The organism is Abyssibacter profundi, from assembly GCF_003151135.1.
GTDB lineage: Bacteria > Pseudomonadota > Gammaproteobacteria > Nevskiales > OUC007 > Abyssibacter > Abyssibacter profundi.
The window spans coordinates 77516-98226 of the sequence record NZ_QEQK01000008.1 but is presented as its reverse complement, the minus strand read 5'-3'; the positions used below and the strand labels follow the sequence as shown (position 1 = coordinate 98226).

General features: G+C 63.1%; 18 protein-coding genes. 9 read left to right on the top strand and 9 right to left on the bottom strand.

The annotated features are described in order from the left end of the window. Positions 1 to 2: 2 nt before the first annotated feature. Genes gspF through gspC form a run of 4 tightly spaced genes read right to left on the bottom strand, consistent with a single transcriptional unit; the run spans position 3 to position 5754 of the window. Positions 3 to 1211 (bottom strand): type II secretion system inner membrane protein GspF, encoded by a 1209-nt coding sequence (gene gspF, locus DEH80_RS10430; protein WP_109720437.1) that lies wholly within the window; start codon positions 1209 to 1211, stop codon positions 3 to 5. A gap of 13 nt (positions 1212 to 1224) precedes the next feature. Beyond that, positions 1225 to 2724, bottom strand: a complete 1500-nt coding sequence (gene gspE / locus DEH80_RS10425) for a type II secretion system ATPase GspE (RefSeq protein WP_243412793.1) — start codon at positions 2722 to 2724, stop codon at positions 1225 to 1227. Next, the gene (gspD, locus tag DEH80_RS10420) at positions 2712 to 4871 is read right to left on the bottom strand and encodes a type II secretion system secretin GspD (protein ID WP_109720435.1); all 2160 of its coding nucleotides are present in this window, start codon (positions 4869 to 4871) and stop codon (positions 2712 to 2714) included. Before gspD ends, gspE begins: the two co-directional genes overlap by 13 nt. 1 nt (position 4872) lies before the next feature. Beyond that, on the bottom strand, positions 4873 to 5754 hold the full coding sequence (gene gspC, locus DEH80_RS10415) for a type II secretion system protein GspC (RefSeq protein ID WP_165831416.1): 882 nt from the start codon (positions 5752 to 5754) through the stop codon (positions 4873 to 4875). A gap of 121 nt (positions 5755 to 5875) precedes the next feature. Between gspC and DEH80_RS10410 the strand changes: the two genes are divergently transcribed. From DEH80_RS10410 to clpA, 3 genes are all read left to right on the top strand, one after another. Then, complete coding sequence (locus DEH80_RS10410; protein WP_109720433.1) at positions 5876 to 8101, top strand: CHASE2 domain-containing protein; 2226 nt, start codon at positions 5876 to 5878, stop codon at positions 8099 to 8101. Between the two features lie 116 nt (positions 8102 to 8217). Continuing rightward, positions 8218 to 8535, top strand: coding sequence for an ATP-dependent Clp protease adapter ClpS (clpS, locus tag DEH80_RS10405; RefSeq protein WP_109720432.1), 318 nt, complete (start codon positions 8218 to 8220; stop codon positions 8533 to 8535). A gap of 100 nt (positions 8536 to 8635) precedes the next feature. Then, on the top strand, positions 8636 to 10909 hold the full coding sequence (gene clpA, locus DEH80_RS10400; RefSeq protein WP_109720507.1) for an ATP-dependent Clp protease ATP-binding subunit ClpA: 2274 nt from the start codon (positions 8636 to 8638) through the stop codon (positions 10907 to 10909). 52 nt (positions 10910 to 10961) lie between these two features. On the opposite strand, the gene infA is transcribed toward clpA, so the two are convergent. From infA to DEH80_RS10375, 5 genes are read right to left on the bottom strand one after another with little or no spacing between them, the layout of a single operon-like run. Continuing rightward, the gene (gene infA / locus DEH80_RS10395) at positions 10962 to 11180 is read right to left on the bottom strand and encodes a translation initiation factor IF-1 (protein WP_109720431.1); all 219 of its coding nucleotides are present in this window, start codon (positions 11178 to 11180) and stop codon (positions 10962 to 10964) included. Positions 11181 to 11197: 17 nt separating this feature from the next. Beyond that, entirely contained in the window at positions 11198 to 11914 is a 717-nt protein-coding gene (locus DEH80_RS10390) for an arginyltransferase (protein ID WP_109720430.1), read from the bottom strand. After that, the gene (gene aat / locus DEH80_RS10385; RefSeq protein WP_109720429.1) at positions 11911 to 12657 is read right to left on the bottom strand and encodes a leucyl/phenylalanyl-tRNA--protein transferase; all 747 of its coding nucleotides are present in this window, start codon (positions 12655 to 12657) and stop codon (positions 11911 to 11913) included. The genes DEH80_RS10390 and aat overlap by 4 nt, the downstream gene beginning before the upstream one ends. A 4-nt stretch (positions 12658 to 12661) precedes the next feature. Further along, complete coding sequence (locus tag DEH80_RS10380) at positions 12662 to 13771, bottom strand: GNAT family N-acetyltransferase (protein ID WP_165831415.1); 1110 nt, start codon at positions 13769 to 13771, stop codon at positions 12662 to 12664. A gap of 57 nt (positions 13772 to 13828) precedes the next feature. Then, positions 13829 to 14158 (bottom strand): hypothetical protein, encoded by a 330-nt coding sequence (locus tag DEH80_RS10375; RefSeq protein ID WP_109720427.1) that lies wholly within the window; start codon positions 14156 to 14158, stop codon positions 13829 to 13831. Between the two features lie 183 nt (positions 14159 to 14341). Between DEH80_RS10375 and DEH80_RS10365 the strand changes: the two genes are divergently transcribed. From DEH80_RS10365 to serS, 6 genes are read left to right on the top strand one after another with little or no spacing between them, the layout of a single operon-like run. Then, entirely contained in the window at positions 14342 to 16705 is a 2364-nt protein-coding gene (locus DEH80_RS10365; protein WP_165831414.1) for a DNA translocase FtsK, read from the top strand. Positions 16706 to 16710: 5 nt separating this feature from the next. After that, the gene (gene lolA, locus DEH80_RS10360) at positions 16711 to 17337 is read left to right on the top strand and encodes an outer membrane lipoprotein periplasmic chaperone LolA (RefSeq protein WP_109720426.1); all 627 of its coding nucleotides are present in this window, start codon (positions 16711 to 16713) and stop codon (positions 17335 to 17337) included. After that, on the top strand, positions 17334 to 17726 hold the full coding sequence (locus DEH80_RS10355; RefSeq protein ID WP_207774559.1) for a VanZ family protein: 393 nt from the start codon (positions 17334 to 17336) through the stop codon (positions 17724 to 17726). The genes lolA and DEH80_RS10355 overlap by 4 nt, the downstream gene beginning before the upstream one ends. Further along, on the top strand, positions 17723 to 18982 hold the full coding sequence (locus DEH80_RS10350) for a replication-associated recombination protein A (RefSeq protein ID WP_109720425.1): 1260 nt from the start codon (positions 17723 to 17725) through the stop codon (positions 18980 to 18982). The genes DEH80_RS10355 and DEH80_RS10350 overlap by 4 nt, the downstream gene beginning before the upstream one ends. Next, complete coding sequence (gene crcB, locus DEH80_RS10345) at positions 18979 to 19368, top strand: fluoride efflux transporter CrcB (RefSeq protein WP_109720424.1); 390 nt, start codon at positions 18979 to 18981, stop codon at positions 19366 to 19368. The genes DEH80_RS10350 and crcB overlap by 4 nt, the downstream gene beginning before the upstream one ends. A 31-nt stretch (positions 19369 to 19399) precedes the next feature. Then, positions 19400 to 20677, top strand: a complete 1278-nt coding sequence (serS, locus tag DEH80_RS10340) for a serine--tRNA ligase (RefSeq protein WP_109720423.1) — start codon at positions 19400 to 19402, stop codon at positions 20675 to 20677. Positions 20678 to 20711 lie beyond the last annotated feature (34 nt).

The following is a 20711-nucleotide window of genomic DNA, read 5'->3' as shown; positions in this document are numbered from 1 at the left end:
GCCTACTGGACCAGCGTATTCAGTTCGAAGATCGGTAGCAGGATCGCCAGCACGATCATGAGAACGAAGCCGCCCATCGTCAGAATGAGTAGCGGCTCAAATACGCCCATCAGCCCCGCCACGAGAGTTTCCACCTCGCGCTCCTGGTGCACGGCGGCACGGTCCAGCATCTCATCCAGTTTTCCTGACTGCTCGCCACTGGCAATAAGATGCACGGCAATCGGCGGGAACAGGCCGCTAGCCGCCAGTGACTTGCTGATGGATTCACCCTCGCGAACCCGCCGCGTGGCGTGGGTGATGGCCTCGCGCATCGGCAGGTTGCTAACGACCTGCTCGCAGATCTTTAGCGCGTCCAGCATCGGGACGCCGCTGCCGGTGAGAATGCTTAGCGTGCGGGTAAACCGGGCGGTGTTCAGGCCGCGCGCCAGACGGCCGATGAGCGGTAGCCGTAACCGCGCGGCGTCCACGCGAAAACGGAAGGCCTCTCGGCGTTTGAGCAGTGACCAACCCAGCGCCAGGGCGGCGATGCCACCCAATAACAGCCACCATTGTGCCCGCAGAAAGTCGCTGGTGGCGATCATGCCCCGGGTCAGTGCCGGTAGTTCCTGGTCGATGGATGAGAACACATCGACCACTTGCGGAACGACAAACGTCAGCAGCAACACCACAACCAGCACGGCTACCAGCGACAGAATGGCCGGATAAAAGCTGGCCAGCACGATCTTTTGTTGCATCTGCTGACGCGATTCCACGTAATCCGCCAGCCGCTCAAGGATGAGATCCAGGTGGCCCGAGTGTTCGCCGGCTTCAACCGTCGCCAGGTACAGCGTTGAAAAGGCCCCCGGAAAAGCGGCGAGGGCATGCGCCAGGGTATGGCCCTCCAGCACGCTGGCGCGCACGCCAAGCGTCGTGCGTTTGACCTTCTTCGATTCGGTTTGCTCAGCGACTGCGCTCAGCGCTTCTTCCAGCGGGAGTCCTGAACGCAGCAGCGTTGCCAACTGGCGGGTAAACAGCGCGAGCTCGCTGGAAGAGAAGCCCCGCGCCCGGCGAAAGCCCGGCTGGCCGGACTGCTCCGCCACCTCGCGAACGTCGGTGGGCATCAGGCCGTTGTCGCGCAATTGCTGCCGCACCTGACGGGCCGTGTCGGCCTCCATCAGGCCTTTTTGCTGGCGTCCCCGGCGGTCAATTGCCTTGTATTCGAATGCGGCCATGATGGGTGCCGGATCAGCCCTCGCGGGTCACACGGAGCACTTCCTGCACCGTGGTGTCACCTTCCAACACCTTCAACAGGCCGGCCTGACGGATGCCAGGTGCCGAACGGCGTGCATGGGCTTCCAGGGCCTGCTCGGATGAGCCGTCGTGGATCATGGTGCGCATGGTCTCGTCCACCGCGACGAGTTCCTGGATGCCGGAGCGGCCCAGGTAACCGGTATGACGGCACTCCGGGCAGCCGACGGCGTTGTAGATCGTTGGTCGTTGGGCGGGATCAATGCCGAAGAGTTCGCATTCGGCGTCGTCGGCTTCATAGGGTGTTCGGCAGTGCGGGCACAGGGTGCGCACCAGTCGCTGGGCCATGAGGCCGATCAGGCTGGAGGCGAGCAGAAATGGCTCGACGCCCATGTCGCGCAGCCGCGCCACCGCACCGACCGCGGTGTTCGTGTGCAGGGTCGAGAGCACCAAATGGCCGGTTAGCGAGGCCTGGACGGCGATCTCCGCCGTCTCCAGGTCGCGGATTTCGCCGATCATCACAACGTCCGGGTCTTGGCGCAGGATCGCACGCAATCCGCGGGCAAAACTCATATCGACCTTGGTGTTGACCTGCGTCTGGCCAATACCGTCGATGTAGTACTCGATCGGATCTTCAACCGTCATGATGTTGCGGCTGCGATCATTGATTTCGGCCAGCCCGGCGTACAGCGTGGTCGTCTTGCCCGAGCCGGTGGGACCCGTGACCAAAATAATGCCGTGGGGCTTTTTGATCAGGCTTTGGAACAGGGCCCGCTGGTCCGCGGCCATGCCCAGTTGTTTGAGGTCGAGTCTGCCGGCCTGTTTATCGAGCAGGCGCATGACGACGCGTTCGCCGTGTCCGGACGGAATGGTTGAAACGCGGACATCAACCGGGCGACCGGCCACGCGCAGCGAAATACGTCCATCCTGTGGCAGCCGCTTTTCAGCGATGTCCAGGCGCGCCATGACCTTGATGCGTGACGACAGTAGCGGCGCGATGGCACGGGGTGGTTGCAGCACCTCGCGCAGCACGCCATCGACCCGGAACCGGACGGTGAGCCGGTTCTCGAACGGTTCAACGTGGATGTCGGATGCGCCGTCCTTGATGGCCTCGGCCAACAGGGCATTGATCAGGCGGATGATGGGCGCGTCGTCGTCGGATTCGAGCAGATCCTGGGGTTCGGCCAGCGCTTCGGCCGCGCTGGACAAGTCCAGCGTGTCGTCGTCGAAGCCCTCGACCATCTGCATCGACGAGCCCGACTTGTTCTCGTAGGCCTGTTGCAGCAGCCGATCAAATTCTTCAGCGCTGACACGGCGCAGAGCGATCGGCCGGTCCAGAAAACGTCGCATCTCTGCCATGGCCTGCAGCGACACATCCTGACGTGCGATCAGCTCGACCCGGTCCTCGCCCTGGGCCCCGACGATCAGGCCATGGCGCTTGGCAAAGGAGAAGGAGGGGCGGCGGAGTGTCGCGTCCTGCTCGTCTACTTCGGCCAATGTGCCCTCCGCGCCGTGTTGCCGGATTCGGACTTCTTGAAACCAGGATCCCGGTCGTCGTCTGACTCGGCAGGCGGCTGGGTCGCCGGCTGCTCATTGCCAGGTTGCGACGGGGCCGCAGCGGCGCCTGCCGGTGTGCGCGGGTAGGCCTTGGGGGTGGCCGGGTCCACGCGAGCCGGGCCGGACTCGCGTGCTCCGCGTGGCTGCGCCTCGAGACGATCGATGTCATCCAGCAGTGGCCGCTTGGCGCCACCCAGAATTGAAATGCCGCCGGAATGTGATTCCAGCTGCACATTGCGTATGGTGTCGTATTTCTGGCGGGTGTAGTAATCCGCCGTTTCGCGATCACGCAGCACCACCGGACGGATGAAGATCATCAGGTTCTGCTTGTTCTTGCTGACCGACCGGAATTTGAACAGGTTGCCGAGGATGGGAATGCTGCCAAGGATGGGCGTGCGTCGCTCCGTTTCCTGCACCTGGTCATCAATCAGGCCACCCAGGACCAGAATGTCGCCAGAGTCCACCATCACGGTGGTGGTCAGGCTGCGCTTGTTGGTGACCAGGTCGACAGCGCCAGCAGACCCCGCCGACACCGCGGAGACTTCCTGGCTAATCTTGAGCTGGATGGTGTCGCCTTCGTTGATCTGCGGGGTGATGCCCAGTGTGATGCCGACATCCTTGCGATCAATCGTCTGGAATGGATTGACGATGCCCGTTGTGCTGCTGGTGCCGGTGTTGGAGAACTGGCCTGACAGGAATGGGACTTCCTGGCCGACCGAAATTTCGGCCTCCTCGTTGTCCATGGTCACGAGCGTGGGCGTCGACAGAATATTGGTGTTGCCGTCTCCGGCCAAGGCCTTCAGCAGAAACAGGAAGCTGGTCCCGTTCTCGTTAACGCGACCGCCGGCGGCTGTAATGCCCTGCTCAATTAATGCGGCGGCCGCGGCGCCGGTGATGCTACCCGTCGCGGCTCCGGCGACGCTGCCGAGAATGTTCAACGTGTCGGCATCAAGAATGTTGGCCGCTGCGATTCGATCGTTGTCGTAAACAACGCTATCGATACCCAGTTCCCGCGACTTCGACTCGCTCACCTCCGCGATGATGGCCTCGACCAACACCTGGGCGCGACGGATGTCCAGCTGCGAAACCACATCCTTGACCGCGCGCATGATCTTTGGCGGCGCGGTGACGACCAGTGCATTGGTATCGGGCTCTGGAATCACCTTGACCACGGAGGCGCTGCTGCCGGCCTGCTTGTTCTGACCGCCAGCTTCGTTGGCCGCCACCTGCTCGACATACCCCTGCAAGACCGGCCCGAGATTTTCGGCCGAGGCATAACGTAGATAAATCACCTGGGTGCTGCCGCTGTCTTCCAAGGGCAGATCCAGCTCGGTGATGATCCCGCGGAACTGGTTGCGAGTGGCCTTGTCGCCACCGATGAGCAGGGCATTTGTCCGTTCGTCCGCCAGGATGGTGATGGGCGTTGTGGTCGGATCGGTCTTACGGTCCTGCTGGGTCAGCGTTGTCAGCGTCTGCGCGATATCCCGGGCGCTGGCATGGGTCAGCCGGATCAGCTCGAACTCGCGGTCGCTGGACGTGTCGATCTGGCGGATGATCGTCCGCAGCCGGGCCACATTGCTCACGCGGTCCGAAATGATGAGCATGTTGGACGGCGCGTAGGCCGCCAGATGGCCGTACTGGGGGACCAGGGGGCGCAAGATCGGCACCAGCTGGGCAGCCGGCACATTGTCGATGGTGAAGACCCGTGTGACGACATCATCGGGAGCCAGACGCTGGGGGCCGCGCGTGGGCGCGCCGTCCTGCTTGGCGTTGACCTCGGGGATGATCTTAATGGCTTCGCCGGCCGGTATGGCCGCAAAACCGTGAACCTGCAACACGGCGAGGAATGTCTCGTACACCCCCTCGGCGCTCATGGGCGTGGACGACAGGACGGTGACCTTGCCCTTCACGCGAGGATCGATAATGAAGTTCTTGCCGGTGATCTCACTAACCGTCGAGATCAGTGTGTTGATATCGGCGTCCTTGAGATTCAGCGTGGCCTGCGACGCAGATTGCGCGCTGACCAGCGAAATCTGCAGCAGGAGCAGCGCGGCGGCCAGTGACCGGATCAGAGTGCCTAGAGTCATGTCAGTTCAGGTTTACGCTGAGTTGTTGCGGCTGTCCGCCGCGCAAAATCGTGACGTTGAGCGAGGTGGCCGAACTCAGATCGCCCAGCAGCTGCAGGGCCCGAGTCGGATTATCCAGGCTGACGCCGTTGAGTTCGGTGACCAGGTCGCCCGGCCGCAGCCCCGCTTCTGAGAACAGAGTCCGGTTGCGGCCCGGATAGATTCGATACCCCCTCAACTGGCCTGCATTGTATGCCGGTTGGACGCGGAGGTAGGTCGAGGCGCGTGACGGGTCGCGCAACAGTTCTTCGCGGATATTGAGCAGAGACTGCGTGGGCGCCACCTCGCGGACATCTTCTCCACGACTGGTCTGGCTGTTCCCGGAGCGGCTCGCGGTGCTCTGACGCGCTTCATCCTTGTTGAGTCGCAGCGTTTCGAGCTTGCCGCCGCGATCGAGAATGACCCGATCGGCATAGATTTCATAGAGCTCGGCACCGCCCGTGACGGTGTCACCGACCGCATAGGGTTTTTCCTCGTCGCTGCCGCGGGCGATGAGCGCGCGGGATTCCCCGTCCAGTTCGGAGGCGAAAATGCCCTTGAGTGTCAGCGGCAGACGGGTGTCAGGTGCATCGACCACTTCTTGCTGCGGGGCCTCGGTCACCGCAGGCGCCGCCTTGCCGAACAGGTTTGCGTTCACGATGGCCTGCACATTCACGCCAGCGTCACTGCGCTGGGTGGCGGCGGGGCGGGGTTCGACTGGCGGGGCTTGCCACGCCGGCTGCGGCACCAGCAGCCAGATGGTTTTTGCCACGACCAAGCCGCAGGCGGCGGCCAGTAATGTGGCAATCCATCCGGGCGCAGGGCGCGCACGACGTTGCAGCGACTTGATCAGCGCCGCGTCCATGGATTCACGAGGGTTCGAAAACAAGTGGCCATCATACCTGCCGTCTGCTGCTGGCGACATGGCCGCGTTGCCTCACCGGGGCGACAACGCTAGGGTGCGCCGAACCGGGGGGAGGCCGTCCATGCATCAGATTGTCCGTTATGCCATCAGTCTGGCGCTGTTCGCGCTGCTGATTCTGCACCTCAACCAGGTCTTTCGGATTGGCCTGCTGGAGCAAATCGAGAATTCCTCTTACGACGCCCGTATCCGCGCGACCATGCCCGGGACTGTCGACCCCCGCATCGTGATTGTTGATATCGATGAACGCAGCTTAACGGCCGAGGGCTATTGGCCCTGGGATCGAGACAAGTTTGCGGTCATGGTGGAGCAATTACTCGATCAGTATGCCGTCCGCGCCATTGGCTTCGACGTGTTGTTTGCCGAGCCACAGCGTTCGGCCTTTCAGGAAATGCTGGATCGTCTTGAGCCTCGGCCGGAAGTCCGCGCTCAACTGGAGGACACGGGTCAGACCCTCGGGTTCAACGCCAGCGGAGAGGCCCGCCTAGCCGATGCGATCCGGGGACGGAACGTCGTGCTGGGAATGGTGCTGCAACCCACCGACGCCAATCGGATTGGTCAGCTGCCTGCGCCGTTGATCTCGGCAGAAACCGCGCGGACGATTCCCGCCAATTTCGTCACGGCCGAAGGCTACTCTGCCAACGTGCCCGAGCTACAAGCAGCCGCCGAGCGCGCAGGCTTTTTCGACAACCCCCTGTCCCGGGAAGAGATCGACGGTGTCTTTCGGCGCGTGCCGCTGATGCAGCGTTACCAGGGAGAGATCTACGGATCGCTGGCGTTCGAGCTGACACGTCTTGCCCTCGGTAATCCCGATTTCGGTTTCGTTTTCGATGGCCAGTTTGCCGATGCCGACGAAGCGCCTGACGCCTTGGCACTCGAACTGGTCGCTCTGGGTGAATACGAGATCCCCGTCGATGGTGAGATGGCCGTCATGGTGCCGTATCGCGGGCCGCAGGGGAGCTTTCCCTATGTGTCCGCCACCGACGTGATTCACGGGGCAGCGGACCCCGCGGTTTTGCGGGATGCCATCGTGTTGGTCGGCACCTCGGCCCCCGGGCTACTGGATCTGCGCAGCACACCGGTCGGCGGCGCCTACGCCGGTGTGGAAGTGCATGCCAACATCGTGTCGGGCATTCTCGATGGCCGCATCAAGTACCACCCGGCATACGCAACCGGGCTCACGGTGGTCATGTTGCTGGTCATCGCACTGGCCATGGCTTGGCTCTTTCCGCGGATGTCTGCGGCGACCGCAGCCCTGCTGGGGCTGGGCTTCATGGCGGCTATCACCGCGCTCTCATTGGTGTTGTGGTCCCGGTTCGACATGGTCGTGCCGCTGGGTTTACCGCTGGCGTTCACGGCGCTGCTGTTTCTGTTGCAGCTGCTCTATGGGTACTTCGTCGAGTCTCGGGGCAAGCGAGAGGTCACGCGCCTGTTCGGGCAGTACGTCCCGCCAGAGCTGGTTGACGAGATGGCGGAGAACCCCGAAGACATTTCCATGGAAGGCGAGACACGTGAATTAACCGTGTTGTTCTCCGACGTGCGCGGGTTTACCACCATCTCTGAAGGGCTGGATTCCAAGGAGTTATCGGAGCTCATGAACGAGTTCCTGACCCCGCTGACTCGCGTCATTCACGACCATCGGGGCACCATCGACAAGTACATGGGCGATGCCATCATGGCGTTCTGGGGGGCGCCATTGGACGACCCCGACCATGCCCGCCATGCGCTACAGGCTGCCATGGACATGTTACGGGCCGTTCGGGCGCTGGACGATCGATTCAAGGCGCGGGGCTGGCCGGCGCTGAACATCGGGGTGGGACTGAACACGGGGCCGATGAGCGTCGGCAACATGGGCTCCGAGTTCCGCGTGGCCTACACCGTCATGGGCGATGCCGTGAACCTGGGCTCACGCCTGGAAGGGCAGACCAAGCAATACGGGGTGGAGATCATCGTCTCGGAAAGCACGCGCGCGGCGGTCCCCGAGTTCGCATACCGTGAGCTGGACCGAATTCGCGTCAAGGGTAAGCGCGAACCCGTGACGATCTACGAGCCTCTGGGGCCCAAGGAAACGCTCTCGGACGCTGTCCGCAGTGATCTCGGACGTTACCGTCAGGCCTTGCGCTACTACCGTGCCCAATCCTGGGACCAGGCCGAAGCCGAGTTTTTCGGCCTGCAGCAGTCCGGGCGGTCGCACGCTGTTTATGGGCTTTATCTGGACCGGATTGCCGCCTACCGCAGTCATCCGCCTGGCGAGAATTGGGACGGCGTTTACACCGCCACGAGCAAATAGGCCGGCCCACACAGGCATCGGCCTCGGGCGGCTGATTCGTTACACTATGTACTCTTGCCGGGCGGTGTTTGGCCGTCCACCGGCTTCACCCTGGCGCGTGTGTCGCAGAGGTCAACATGAGTGATTTCGAGCGAGACGAGGGTGTCGGTCTCGCGGAAGAGACCAGCAAGCCCAAACTCCAGCCGCCGCCGCGGTACAAGGTGGTTCTGCTCAACGACGACTTCACGCCCATGGAGTTCGTCATCGATGTGTTGCAACGCATATTCCGGTTGGACCGGGAGACCGCCGTGCGCATCATGCTCAAGGTTCATACGAGTGGGGCGGCTGTAGCCGGCACGTATACGGCAGAGATTGCCGAGACGAAGATGAATCAGGTGATCGAGTACGCCCGCCGTCATCAACACCCCTTGCTGTGCAGGCTGGAACAGGCGTAAGTTTGAGACTCCCGTATGGGGGGCGATGGAACTGCCCCGGCCAGGCCCGCTCGACCGGACGCTGTCGACCCACTATCCCTACTCGACACGGAAGGACCATATGCTGAGCCAAGAACTGCAGAAGGCCCTCGACGCCGCGTTTCTCGCGGCCCGCAATGAGGGTCACGAGATGCTCACCATTGAGCATCTTCTGCTGGCCTTGCTCGATGACGCCAACGTTACGGAAGTCCTGAGAGCCAGCGGGGTCGGTCTCGACGCGCTGGAGCGGGACCTGCGAAGCTTTATTCGCGAAAACGTTCCGGTGGTCGAGGAAGACGCCGACGGCAATGAGGTGCAGCCGACCCTATCGTTTCAGCGTGTACTGCAACGCGCCGTCTACCACGTGCAATCAGCGGGCAAGAAGGAAGTGACCTCGCTGAACGTACTCGTGGCCATTTTCTCTGAGCGCGACTCCCACGCCGTCTACCTGCTTAACGAGCAGGGCGTGACGCGGCTCGATGTCGTCAACTACATCAGCCACGGTATTTCGAAGTCTTCGGGTGATGAGGCGCCTGGCGCCGCCACCGATGGTGATGTCAAGGCGGACGAAGGCGCCGCCAACAACCAGAACCCGCTGGAACAGTACGCAACAGATCTGAATGCGCTGGCGGCTGAGGGCAAGATTGATCCGCTGATCGGGCGTCGCCAAGAGATCGAGCGCGTCGTCCAAACGCTTTGCCGCCGCCGCAAGAACAACCCACTGCTCGTCGGTGAGGCTGGCGTGGGCAAGACGGCCATCGCCGAAGGGCTGGCCTGGCTTATCACCGAAGGTGAGGTGCCGGAGGTGTTGCTGGGCAGCACGATTTACGCGCTGGACATGGGCTCGCTTATCGCGGGCACGAAGTATCGTGGCGATTTCGAGAAGCGGCTGAAAGGCGTGCTGGCCGAGTTGCGCAAACGTCCCGGCTCGGTGCTATTCATCGATGAGATTCATACCGTCATCGGTGCCGGTGCCGCATCGGGCGGGGTCATGGATGCGTCCAACCTGATTAAGCCGGTGCTCTCCAACGGTGAGCTCAAGTGCATCGGGTCGACCACTTACGACGAGTATCGCGGCATTTTCGAAAAGGATCGCGCCTTGGCGCGGCGTTTCCAGAAGATTGATGTGCCCGAGCCATCCGTCCCGGAGACGGTGCGCATTCTCGAGGGTCTGAAGTCCCGGTTCGAGGATCATCACCAGGTGCGCTATACCCACACCGCGCTGGAGATTGCAGCCGAGCTGGCCGCCCGCCACATCAACGACCGACGGCTGCCCGACAAGGCCATCGATGTCATCGACGAGGCCGGCGCACAAATGCGTCTGTTGCCGGCCGCGAAGCGCCGCAAGACGGTTCAGGTCAAGGACATCGAGTCGATTGTCGCCAAGATTGCCCGCATTCCGCCCAAGAGTGTCTCGGCAAATGATCGTGAGGTGCTCAAGACCCTGGATCGCGATCTGAAGCTGGTGATTTTCGGACAGGATCCGGCCATCGATATGCTGGCGTCAGCGATCAAGATGGCGCGGTCCGGCCTGGGTAGCGGTGAAAAGCCGATTGGTTCCTTCCTGTTCGCAGGCCCGACGGGAGTCGGAAAAACCGAGGTGACCAAGCAGCTGGCCCAGCAGTTGGGTATCGAGCTGGTTCGCTTCGATATGAGCGAATACATGGAGCGCCATACCGTGTCGCGCCTGATCGGAGCCCCCCCGGGTTATGTGGGCTACGACCAGGGAGGTCTGTTGACGGAGGCGGTGATTAAACACCCGCATGCCATCGTGCTGCTGGACGAAATCGAAAAGGCGCACCCGGATGTCTTCAACCTGCTATTGCAGGTGATGGATCACGGAACTTTGACCGACAACAATGGACGCAAGGCCGATTTCCGCAACGTGATTTTGGTCATGACCACCAACGCCGGAGCCGAGTCCATGGCCCGGCGGAGTATTGGCTTCAAGACCCAGGATCATTCCAGTGATGGCATGGAGGTCATCCGGCGCAGCTTTTCGCCGGAGTTCCGAAACCGGCTGGACGCCATCGTCCCGTTTGCGCCCTTGGACACGACCGTCATCGAGCGGGTGGTCGACAAGTTCATCATGGAACTTGAGGTGCAGCTCGAGGCACGCAACGTGGACTTGCAGGTGGATGATGCCGCCCGCGCCTGGCTGGCTGAACACGGATACGATGCCCAAATGGGCGCCCGACCGATGGCCCGCGTCATTCAGGAGAACATCAAGCGACCGCTGGCCGATGCGTTGCTCTTCGGCGAGCTAGTCGATGGGGGGCGGGTGCTTGTCAGTGTCGGAGATGACGGTCTGACCTTGACCACGCAGTCCAAGGTGGAAGAAACCGCCTCGGTGTAGATCTGGATGCCGCGCCGTCTGCAGGACGGCGCGCGCAACCGAGTTCGCGTGCCTAGCGGCCGCGGTAGACGATACGGCCCTTGCTGAGGTCGTAGGGCGTCAACTGAACGGTGACCTTGTCTCCGGTCAGGATGCGGATGTAGTTCTTCCGCATGCGGCCGGAAATGTGAGCCGTGACCACGTGGCCATTTTCCAGCTCGACACGAAATGTCGTGTTGGGCAGGGTGTCAGTCACCGTGCCTTCCATTTCAATATGGTCTTCTTTCGGCATGCGCACTCAGCATTGGATTAGGGCGGCGCATTATCGTCGAAGCGCTTGATATCGGCAAACGGCTTCCACTGATCGTTCACGTAAGCCTGCAATGGCCGATAGTCCGTCTTGTAGCTCATCTGCTGCGCCTGGTCGATCCAATAGCCCAGATAAAGAAAATCGGCGCCTGCAGCTCGCGCGAGCCGATGCGTCTGCAGAATCGCAAAATTACCGAGTCCGCGTGCTGCCTCGTCGGGTTCGAAAACCGTATACACCGCTGACCAGGCGTCTGGTGTGCAGTCGACGACGGTGTAGCCCAATAGCTGACCCCGGCACCGAATTTCGCAAAGACAGGACAGCTGGCCTGCCGGGTCTAGCAAATCATCTGCCGTAAGTTCGCGCATGCCCGAGTGCTCATGGCGCCCGTCGAGATAACGGTCATACAGCAGACGGTGCTCGCGCTGCATGCGTCCTGCGACCATCCTGACATCGCAGTCGGCGTTTCGCCGCAGCACGCGGCGGTGTCGACGTCGAAGCGCCAGCGGATGCTGCAGCGGAATGCGGACCGCGATGCAGGCTTGGCAGGCTCGGCACGCCGTGCGGTAGGCGTAGGGGCCAGAACGGCGAAAGCCCAGCGCCAGCAATTCCTGGTAGCGCGCGGGCGTCAGCGCCCGCGCCGGGTCGATCACGGCCTCGCGCGCCAACTGGGCCGGCAAATAGGAGCAGGGGTGCTCAGCCGTTGGGTACAGATTCATCCGCTGGGTCCATGCGCCACGTGACTCGGGACAGGCACCTCGAATTGCCAAGGGCCGCGCCGATGGCCCCTGGTCGCGGCCAGGTGCACCCGATTGACGAACTGATCTCGGGGCCACTCCTCGGCGCCCAGTCGTTGCAGGTGATCCGAGCCAACCTGACAGTCAAAAATATCGAACCGCCAGGCCTTGAGCTGCTCCCGTAGCCAGTACACCGCCAACTTCGAGCCTCCGCTCTCCGCACTGAACATGGACTCCCCAAAAAATGCCCGGCCCAGCGCAAGGCCGTAGAGCCCACCGATCAGTTGGCCGTGTTTCCAGACTTCAATGGAATGCGCGTAACCCTCGGCATGCATGGCACGGTAGGCGCGCTGCATTTCCTGACCCAGCCAGGTGCCCCGCTGGTTTGCGCGGGGGGCCGCGCACTGTTGGATGACACGATCGAATGCGCGATCCAGGGTGACCGCATAGTCGCGACGGCGCGCTTCTCTGCGCAGCGTTCTCGCGGCCGGGCGTTCATCCAGCGGAAACACGACGCGCGGGTCGGGCGACCACCAGAGAATCGGCTCATCAGGGTTGTACCAGGGGAAGATGCCCTGGGAGTAGGCGCGTATCAGACGCTGAACGGACAAGTCGCCACCGATGGCCAATAACCCGTTGGGTTCTTCCATGGCCAGGCGAGGTTCGGGAAACGCCTGCGTCGGATCGCGAGGGTCAAGCCAATAGAGACGAACCGGGCTGTCCATGGATTCAGCCCTTGCGGTAGGCACTGTGGGACTGGGCCGCATCGGCCCAGTCATCGACAGCCACGCGTTCGCGGGCGAGAAACGCGTCCACGGCGTCTCGCAGACCGGGATGACCGATATGGTGCATGGACCGTGTCACCGCAGGCTCGAATCCACGCATGCGCTTCTGCTCACCTTGCACTCCCGCATCGTATCGGCCCAGGCCGTGTTCGATGCAATATTCAATGCCCTGATAGTAGCAAGTCTCGAAGTGCAGACCGTCGATGTCCTGGGCTGTTCCCCAGTGGCGTCCAAAAAGCGTGTCGCGACCACGCAGCGCGATTGCGACCGCCAGCAACTCGTCGGCCACCCAGGCCTCGATGAGCACGACGTGACCCGGTGCCCGCTGTGCGTAGCAAGGAAAGAATTCGGGCGTCAGGTAGGGGTGCTGCCCCCGGATGAGGTAGGTGCGGGCATACAGTGCGTAGACCCGGGCCCAGTGTGCGGCATCGGCCGATTCGCCTGGCCGGAATCGATAGTGGATTCCGGCCGCGGCAAGCTTGCGGCGCTCCCGACGGATTTCCTTACGGCGTTTGGAGCTGAGCTGGCCCAGGAAGGCGTCGAAGTCGGGATATTGCTGATTCGACCAGACATACCGCACATCGCGTCGTTCCATCCAGCGCGGGTCTGCGTGGGCCGTGTTGGAGGGGAACAGCACGTGAACCGAGGAGATCTCACCCGTTCCACTCCGTGTGGCAAGCCCGGCATAAATTGCATTCACGCCTTCAGCGCTGCCGACAATGCGAGGACCGGGTACCGGCGTGAACGGCACGCAGCAGACCCACTTGGGGTAGTAGGCATGGCCAGCACGCTCCAGGGCGTCCGCCCAGGCCCAGTCAAATACAAACTCCCCACGCGAGTGTGTCTTCTCGTAGACGGGAGCCGCGGCCACCAGCTTGCCCTGCGAGTCGCGCACGATCTGATGTCTGGGTTGCCAGCCCGTGTCCTGTCCGACGCAGCCCGTGGTTTCCAGCGTGCTCAGAAACGCATGCGAAACACAGGGATGCTGATCGGCGTCAAACAACCGATCCCATTCGCTCGCGGGCAGATCGTCGAGGCGCTCGACCGTCTGCAAGTGCAAGTCCGCTATGGCCGTCTCCGGTGGACGCTCCCCTCAGGTGGGCAGCCGAGACTAATGCAGGGTGTACGGTTCCTGGTAGCTTTGCTCGAGCGCGAGCTGGATGCAGGTGTCATGCGCGAACCGCAGCGTGTCATCGCCATCCTCCGGCATCGTGGCTTCTTCAAAACGGCCCGTGTCATCGAAGTGCACAATCGCCCCTGCGGTGCGCACGTGCAGCTCGTTGCCCTTGGGGGCGTCGTCGACCCAGACCTGGACATAGTGAATGTCGCGGCCGGCGAATTCCGGTAATGCGGTATCACGGGCGGCGACCTGCGCTGCGCGCTCGGGGTCGTATTCGCGAATCTCGCCTTCAGTAGTCAGTAGATAGTGCTTGACGGACATCGCCTGAATCCTTCGGTGTTCCTGCCTAACTATGTGGTTGAGTGCGCGGCAATCAAGGCCCGCACAAGCGATCCGGGCATCCCAATTCTCGGCCTCGCCCGTGGCACGTCAGCGGTCGGGTGCGCTGATATACTGCGCCGAGCGCATTCAATGCGCTGTGATTTCTCAGACCTTCCGCGCCTCATGTCAAAGACCAAATCGCACGCGGTTGCCGAAGGGCCAACGCGTCTGGAACGCAGCCTGCGTGAAGCTGTGCTGCTGACTTCGGCGGCGGTCACAATCTACCTGCTACTGGCCTTATTCAGCTACGACCACACGGATCCGGGCTGGTCATCAACAGGAATCGGCGGTTCGGTTTCCAACCTGGGTGGCGTGGTCGGGGCCTGGGTCGCAGACGTCGTACTCAGCCTGTTCGGCTATGTGGGCTTTATCCTGCCGTGGCTGATTTTCGCCGGGGGAGTGATTCATTATCGTTCCAGCGGGCAGGGCGGGCGTCTGGTCGACAGCCTCACGGCCCGACTCGTGGCGTCGGTCTTCCTGCTGCTCGGTGCCTGCGGACTCGCGGCTGCCCATGACCTGGGTGATCCGACGGCATTGCCCCAGGGAAGTGGCGGGATGCTGGGTGCGGTGATTGCCTCTGAGCTGGGCAAGATTCTGGGGACAGTGGGTTCGACGCTGATGCTGCTGACCATCCTGGTGGCTGCGGCACCGCTGGCCTTGGCGTTTTCCTGGCTGGCCGTGATGGATGCCATTGGTCAGGGCTTGTTGCGGGGGCTGCAGCGCCTGCGCAAACGGTTTGCAGCACGTGCCGAAGCGCGGGCCGCACGGCGTGCCGAGCAGGCCGCCGCGAAGGCGGCCAAGCCAGCGAAGCCGCCGAAGTCAACGAAGACTGCACCGGCGCCCGGCCCGGCCGTGCGAGCGGAGCCAGAGCCCGAGTCCCGCGGCAAGCGCAAGTCCAAATCCAAGAAGAAGGCGCCGACAGTTGAGCCCGTCGCCGCAAATCAGCTGCCGCTGCCGATGGATGCCGAGCAAACGGGAGCCTCGGTTCCCAGTTTCGACGGCAATCCGCTACCGGCAACCGAGATGCTCGATCCGCCGCGGGCCGCAACCCATGCTTACACAGCCGAGGAGCTCGACAGCATGTCCCGTGAGGTCGAGGCGCGTCTGGCCGAGTTTGGCGTGACCGTTGAGGTGGTCGCGGCGACGCCGGGGCCGGTGATTACGCGGTTCGAGTTGAATCCAGCGCCTGGGGTCAAGGTGGCCCAGGTCAGCAATCTCGCCAAGGATTTGGCCCGGGCGCTGTCCGCTGTTGCCGTTCGCGTCGTCGATGTCATTCCCGGCAAGTCGGTCATCGGCTTGGAGATCCCCAACCAGCATCGTGAGCTGGTGGCCCTGCGCGGAATCCTGGAAGACAAGGCGTACCAGCGGTCGGACTCGCCGCTGACCATGGCGCTGGGCAAGGACATTAGCGGGCATCCGGTGGTGGCGAATCTGGGCAAGATGCCACACCTGCTGGTGGCGGGTACCACCGGTTCGGGTAAATCGGTGGCCGTCAACGTCATGATCCTGTCGATGCTGCACAAGGCCACGGCCCGCGATGTGCGGTTGATCATGATTGATCCCAAGATGCTGGAGCTGTCGGTTTACGACGGGATTCCGCATCTGCTGGCTCCAGTGGTCACGGACATGAAAGAAGCGGCCAATGCGCTGCGCTGGTGCGTGGCCGAGATGGAGCGCCGCTACAAGCTGATGGCGGCCATGGGGGTTCGCAACATTGCAGGCCTGAATCGCAAGATCGCCGATGCGGACAAGGCGGGCGAGCCCATCATCGATCCGCTGAGCGACCCGGAAGAGGCCGAGCGTCCCACGCTGGAGCACATGCCCTACATCGTGGTGATCGTCGACGAACTTGCCGACATGATGATGGTCGTAGGCAAGAAGGTGGAGGAGTTGATTGCACGCTTGGCGCAAAAGGCTCGTGCATCCGGCATTCACCTGATTCTTGCCACCCAGAGACCATCCGTTGACGTGATTACCGGGCTGATCAAGGCCAATATTCCGACGCGCATCGCGTTTCAGGTGTCATCTCGTGTGGATTCGCGCACGATTCTGGATCAGCAGGGCGCTGAAAGCCTGCTGGGCCACGGCGACATGCTGTACCTGCCGCCGGGCACGGGTGTGCCAACGCGCGTGCACGGTGCATTTGTCGATGACCACGAGGTGCATAAGGTCGTGGCCTATCTCAAGCAAGTGGGTGCCCCGGTCTTCGAGGACGGGATACTCGACGGGACCGCCGGCGACGCCGTGCTGCCGGGTGAGGGTGGTGGCGGCGAGGGGGGCGATGAGTCGGACCCGCTGTATGACGAAGCCGTCAAGATCGTGACCGAGAGCCGCAAGGCCTCGATTTCCTGGGTGCAGCGGCGGCTCAAGATTGGCTACAACCGCGCTGCGCGTATCGTCGAACAAATGGAGGCTTCGGGCGTCGTCGGCCCGGTCTCCGGTGGTGGTTCACGAGAAGTCCTGGCGCCCCCACCCCCGGAGGTTTGAAGTCCATGTGTCGATCCGTTCTGCTTGTGCTTGTTCTGCTGACCGGCGGGCTGTCCGGTCTTTGGGCCGGGTCGGTCCATGCCGCGGCTGAAGACCTGGCCGATGCACTGGCCAACACCCGTGCGCTGGCCGGCGTGTTCGAGCAGCGTTTGCTGGACAGTGATGACACCGTCATCGAAGCCTCGCGCGGCAGCTTCGCGCTCCAGCGCCCCGGCAAGTTCCGCTGGGACTACGAACAGCCGTATGTGCAACAGGTAATCAGTGACGGCCAGACGCTGTGGCACTACGACCGCGACCTCGCCCAGGTGACGGTCCGCTCGGTGGGGACGGCGCTGAGCGGCACGCCGGCTGCGCTGCTCTCCGGAGCCACCGAACTGGACGACAGTTTCGTGGTGCGCGAACTGGAGCCGGGCCGCTATGGACTGGAGCCCAAGGCCGCCGAGGCTGAGTTCGAGTCGGCGACCGTAGAGCTGGAGGACGGCGTCGTCACGGCTCTGGATATTCAGGATGCGCTGGGTCAGCGCACGCGCATCGAGTTTTTCGACGTGGCCCGCAACGTATCGTTCAAAGCCGGCTGGTTCGAGTTCGAGCCGCCGCCGGGTGTTGAGGTGGTGGGCGAAGCCGGCTTGTGAACGCGGTCGCGGGGCGCTGGCTTGCCTGGACGACGCGCCTGATCGGCTGGCTGTTGTTATTGCTTGTCGGCGTGTTGTCTCTCATCAATCTCGCCGAGGCGCCAGTCGATGACGTCTTGTGGGACAAGCTGAACCACGCCATCGCCTACGCGGCCATTGCCGGCTGGTGGGCCGCCTTGTTGCCCGGTCGGCGCTGGAAGGCGGCCGCGGTTGCGCTGGTGTTCGGGCTCATGATGGAAGGTGTCCAGGGGGTGCTTCCGTATCGAGCCTTCGAGTGGGCCGACATGCTGGCGAACGGTGTGGGTGTCCTGCTGGGCCTGCTGCTGTCGCTGTGGTGGCTGCCCAGGGGATTCGCTGGCTGGTGGTCGGCCAGGTCGCAGGGCGCATGAGCGATCCGCGACCTCTGCCGGAACGCATGCGTCCACAAGCGCTGGACGATGTCATCGGGCAAGACCATCTGGTCGGGCCGGAGGGCAGCCTGCGGCATGCCCTGGCTGCAGGCCATCTGAGATCCATGGTGTTCTGGGGGCCGCCGGGTACCGGTAAAACCACGCTGGCGCGACTGGTTGCCCAGCAGGCCGGGTTGCCCTTTTTCGGTTTGTCGGCGGTGACGGCCGGGCTTAAGGATTTGCGTGCCGCATTTGCAGGCGCAACCGCCGAGGCGCCCGTTGTGATCTTTCTGGATGAGATCCATCGCTTCAACAAGGCGCAGCAGGACGCGCTATTGCCGGTCGTCGAGGCTGGCGCGGTGGTGCTGGTCGGTGCGACCACCGAAAACCCCTCATTCGAGATTAATCGCGCGCTGCTGTCGCGGGTGCAGGTTTATGTGGTTCGGTCGCTGGAGCCGGCGAGCCTGGAACAGTTGCTTGCGCGTGCGCTGCAGCAGGCGTATCCGGCCATGCAGCTGAGCGACGAGGGGCGCGACAGCCTTGTCTCGCTGGCCGACGGTGATGCTCGCCGCGCCCTGCATTTACTGGAGGCCGCTGCGGCATCGGCTCAGGCAGAGCCTGCCACGACCATTACCCCAACCCATCTGGAGGCCAGTCTGGGTACGGCGCTGCGTGCCTTTGATCGCGGCGGCGATGTGTTCTATGAGCAGATTTCAGCGCTGCACAAGTCGGTGCGGGGTTCCGATCCTGATGCCGCGATTTACTGGTTTGCGCGCATGATCGACGGCGGCTGTGATCCTATGTATGTCGGACGCCGCCTGGTGCGCATGGCATCTGAGGATCTTGGCAATGCGGACCCGCGTGCTTTGACCGTCGCCGTTGACGCCTGTGCCGCCTTCGAGCGGCTGGGTTCGCCCGAAGGCGAACTGGCCCTCGCGCAGGCCGTGCTGTATTTGGCCAGCGCGCCGAAGAGCAATGCGGCCTATGTCGCGTACAAGGCGGCGCTTAAGGAGGTTCGTCGCAGCGGCTCCCGACCCGTGCCCATGCACCTGCGGAATGCGCCGACCGGCATGATGAAGTCGATGGGGTATGGCAGCGAGTATCGTTACGACCCCGATGAGCCCGGCGGCCACGCACAGGGCCAGACCTATCTGCCGGATGGGCTGCAGTCGACCCGCTTCTATACGCCTCGCGCCTCGGGACTGGAGTTGCGCATTCGTGAACGGCTGGACCGTCTTCGGAGCGGCGGCCAATGAACCTGCTGTGGGTGGCGCTGGGTGGTGCGGTGGGTGCGAGCCTGCGTTACGGCCTTGCGCTGGTCTGCATGCCATTGTCCCGCTGGGCTCTGGGGACGCTGGTGGCCAATGTGCTGGGCAGTCTGCTCTTGGGGGGCTTTATGGCCTGGTGGCTACCACGCGCCGCCGAGCTGGGCGAATCGCTGCGCCTGTTCGTCGCGATTGGGCTGTTGGGCGGCTTCACCACGTTCTCGACCTTTTCCTATGACACGCTGGCGCTGGCGTTCGGCGGTCGACCGTTGGCAGCCGTGCTCAACATTGCGATGAACCTGTTCGGCGCGCTGGGGGCCGTGTGGGTGGGATGGTGGATCATGCGAGGCTGGGCGAGCGGCGCAGGAGCCGTATAATCCCGCGCCTCATCAACCCAGGACCAGATCGATGCTCGACCCGAAGCAACTTCGGCAAGACCCCAAGGCTGTGGCACAGGCGCTGGCTCGGCGTGGCTATGTGCTCGATGTCGAGGCCTTTGAGCGCCTGGAGAGCGAACGCAAACAGCTGCAAGTCCGGACCGAGGAGCTGCAGGCCGAGCGCAATCGGCGCTCGAAATCGATTGGTCAGGCCAAGGCGCGTGGCGAGGATATCGAGCCACTCAAGGCGGAGGTGGCGCGCATCGGTGATGAGATGCGAACGGTGGCCGCGGAATTAGAGGCCACGCGAACCGGGCTCGATGATCTGGCGCTGGAATTGCCGAATCTGCCGGATGCAGCGGTCCCGGAAGGCGCGGACGAGCAGGACAACGTGGAGCTGCGGCGCTGGGGCCAACCGGGCGACTACTCCTTCGATGTGAAGGATCATGTTGCGCTGGGCGAGCAACTCGGGGGGATGGATTTCGAGGCGGCCTCACGGATGTCTGGCGCACGATTCGTGGCCCTCAAGGGGCCGCTGGCCCGGCTGCATCGGGCATTGGCGCAAATGATGCTCGACCTGCACGTGGATGCTCACGGCTATACGGAAGTCGCGGTGCCGTTTCTTGTGCAGCCCCACTGCCTGGAGGGCACGGGACAGCTGCCGAAGTTCGCTGATGACCTGTTCAGGATCAACGATGACCGTGGTTTGCATCTGATTCCGACGGCAGAAGTTCCGCTCACCAACCTGGTGCGTGAGCAGATTATTGATGCCCAGGCGCTGCCGCTGAAGTTTGTTGCCCACACGCCGTGCTTCCGGGCCGAGGCCGGTGCCCACGGTCGCGATACCCGAGGCATGATTCGCCAGCATCAGTTCGAGAAGGTGGAGTTGGTCCAGGTGGTGTCGGCCGAGGAGTCGGATGCCGCACTCGAGGCGCTGACCGGGCATGCCGAGGCCGTTCTTCAAGCGCTGGAGCTACCGTATCGCGTGGTCGCGCTATGCGGGGGCGATCTGGGGTTCTCGGCGGCCAAGACCTACGATCTGGAAGTGTGGCTGCCGAGTCAGCAGACCTACCGTGAGATCAGCTCCTGCTCGAACACCCGGGACTTCCAGGCGCGTCGCATGCAAGCGCGTTGCCGCGCGGAGCAGGGGGCCAAGCCCGAGTTAGTCCATACACTCAACGGATCGGGCGTTGCGGTCGGTCGTGCCTTGGTTGCGGTGCTGGAGAACGGCCAGCAGGCCGATGGCTCCATTCGCCTGCCCGCCGCATTAGCCCGGTACTTCGGCGCCGATTCGCTCGCTGCCGCCTAGGCTTTCGAATCGGCGGGCTTGCCTCAGGCACTCG